At 51.5% G+C, this 2365-nt stretch carries 1 protein-coding gene; it reads right to left on the bottom strand.

Annotated elements, in window-relative coordinates:
- Nucleotides 1-2365 (bottom strand): PVC-type heme-binding CxxCH protein (locus WBA23_RS23980; RefSeq protein ID WP_424584807.1); only part of this gene is annotated, 2365 nt, incomplete at both ends.

The raw sequence follows: 2365 nt of genomic DNA on the forward strand, positions 1-2365 counted from the left end.
TCGTAACTGTCCTCCAAACCTCCTACCCTAATTCCATTTACCCAGGTTTCATCGGAGTCATTAATAGGCCCTAGCGAAATCATTCCTGCTTGGTCAGCATATCCATCCGAAATAGTTATTTTTTTTCTGAACCAAACGACGCCATCAATATCTAATCCTGCATCCTCTATTAGTTGGGGTAGTTGCATGGTGTTCCAGTCGGTATCATCAAGTTCTGGGCGTTCTCGCGGAATCATACTAGCTTTCTTGGTCTGTAACTCTTTGTACTGCGGATTTTCGGCCAGATAGGTATTCATAAATCCCTCGCGGTGATGAGCAGCGGCAGCGTAGGTGGCACTAGCCAGCCAATTATCGCCCTGTACATTTTCCTCCTGGCTGAGTGAGTATAGCTTTTCCCCCATGCCGTTTGAACTGGGCATCTCTGATAATGCCAGAATCGCGGTCAGGCGCGTACGGGGGTCGTCATCCTCCGCCAGATTCGCCCGTAATATCGCCTGATTGGCCCAGGGGGTGCGAGGCATTACTTGAGCGGCGGCTCGCCGAACTCCGGCCGCCGGATGGTTGAGTGCTTTCACTACAGCCCGATACGCTTCTTCGTTAGAGCCATCTAATGCACCTAATCCGTGCATTGTCCATAAAGCATGAAAAGCACCGGGACTAAGTCCTAATTCATCTGTTCCTGATTTTTTCGCCAGATCGTACAGTTCCGGCAGCACATCTTCTTCGCCTCGTGCTACCAGCAAGCGTTGCGCGGTAGTGCGCCAGAACATGTTTTCGTGACTTAGTGCCGCTACCAGCCCTTCCGGATCGTCTATGCTTAGTGTCATAGGCTCGTAAGGCTCAGCTTCGTCATAAACGACGCGCCAGATGCGACCGTGTTGCCGATCTCGCAATGGATTTTCGTAAGCATTCCCGTCGCCATTTTCCGCATCGTAACCACCGCGGTCAGGCGTGGGAGTAGGGTTGTGCTGAACGATAAAATTGTACCAGTCGGCCACCCATACGGCACCATCCGGGCCGACTTTCGCTTCTACCGGAGATACCCACTCATCGGCCCCGGCAAAAAGGTTACCCGCATTTTTTTCAACAAAACCAGCACCTTCTTTCTCAATGAGAGCCTGATGCACCAGCTGACCGGTGGGTTCACATACAAAGGCAATCTGATTCCAGTATTCCTGAGGGTATGAGCGGGCCGTATAGAAACGGTGACCGGCCGCGGCGGTAAAGCCGCCCCATACATCTACTTGCCGTATCGTAGAGATGGGTTGCATGGCGTAGTGCCCGTCAATCTTGGCACTTCCTTGAGTAGGTAGACCGTCTACATTTTTCAGATAATTATCGGGTATACCCAAATAGACACTGTGGGTATTATTGGCGGTGGAAGCAAATACATCAAAGTCTTCGGTAAAGCCCAGTCCCCAGGTGTTATTGCTGGTGCTAGTCAGATACTCAAAATCCGAAGCATCGGGTTTGAACCGATATACTCCCTGACTAAAGTCTTGTTGTTCTCCGGCAATCGTTCCTTCAAAACCCGAGTAGCCCACTACTCCCCATATCCAGTTATCGGGTCCGTAGGTAAGGTTAGATGGCCCGGCGTGGGTATCGAAAGTGCCCCAACCAGTTACCAATTCTTTTCGGATATTGACCCGATCGTCACCGTCGGTGTCCTGCAAATATAGAAAGTGCGGAGCTTGGGAGACAATGACTCCGCCGTTCGCAAAGACTAAGCTGGTCGGAATATTCAGGTTTTCGGCGAATACGGTGAACTTGTCGGCTTTCCCGTCGCCATCGGTATCTTCACATATTTTGATGCGGTCATCGCCCACACCATTCTGGTTGCGCACCGTATTGGGGTAGTCCACCGTCTCGATCACCCACAGGCGACCGCGTTCGTCCCACTCCATGGAAATGGGGTTGATAATATCCGGTTCGGAGGCAAAGAGTTCCAGACTAAAACCTACTGGCACCTGAATGAGCTTCTTAGACTCTTCCGGCGAAAGGGGCAATTGATAACGGGGGGCGGGATCACGCTTTTCGTAGTTCGGAATGTTGGATCGTTCCTCGTACTGTAATTCGGGCATGTCTTCCATATAGGCTTGCCACTGCTCCTTTACGTCAGCTTCAACCGCCCAGAGAATTCCGGCTTCCATCAGATCATGAAACTCCGGCTGGCCCCAGGTGCGCTCATCGTGCCCGTAGGCGGTGTAGAACACTTTACCTTCTCCGTACGTTTTGGTCCAGGTCCAGGGTTCTTGCTGGCCAGCTTCCCCAGGCTCACTTTCGGATCGCTCCATCAACACATTAATATCTTCCGCAATTTCATGATGGACATAGGTTTCGTCCCAGGTGCTGAATTCTTCTACTC

Source organism: Tunicatimonas sp., assembly GCF_049647865.1.
Taxonomy (GTDB): domain Bacteria; phylum Bacteroidota; class Bacteroidia; order Cytophagales; family Cyclobacteriaceae; genus Tunicatimonas.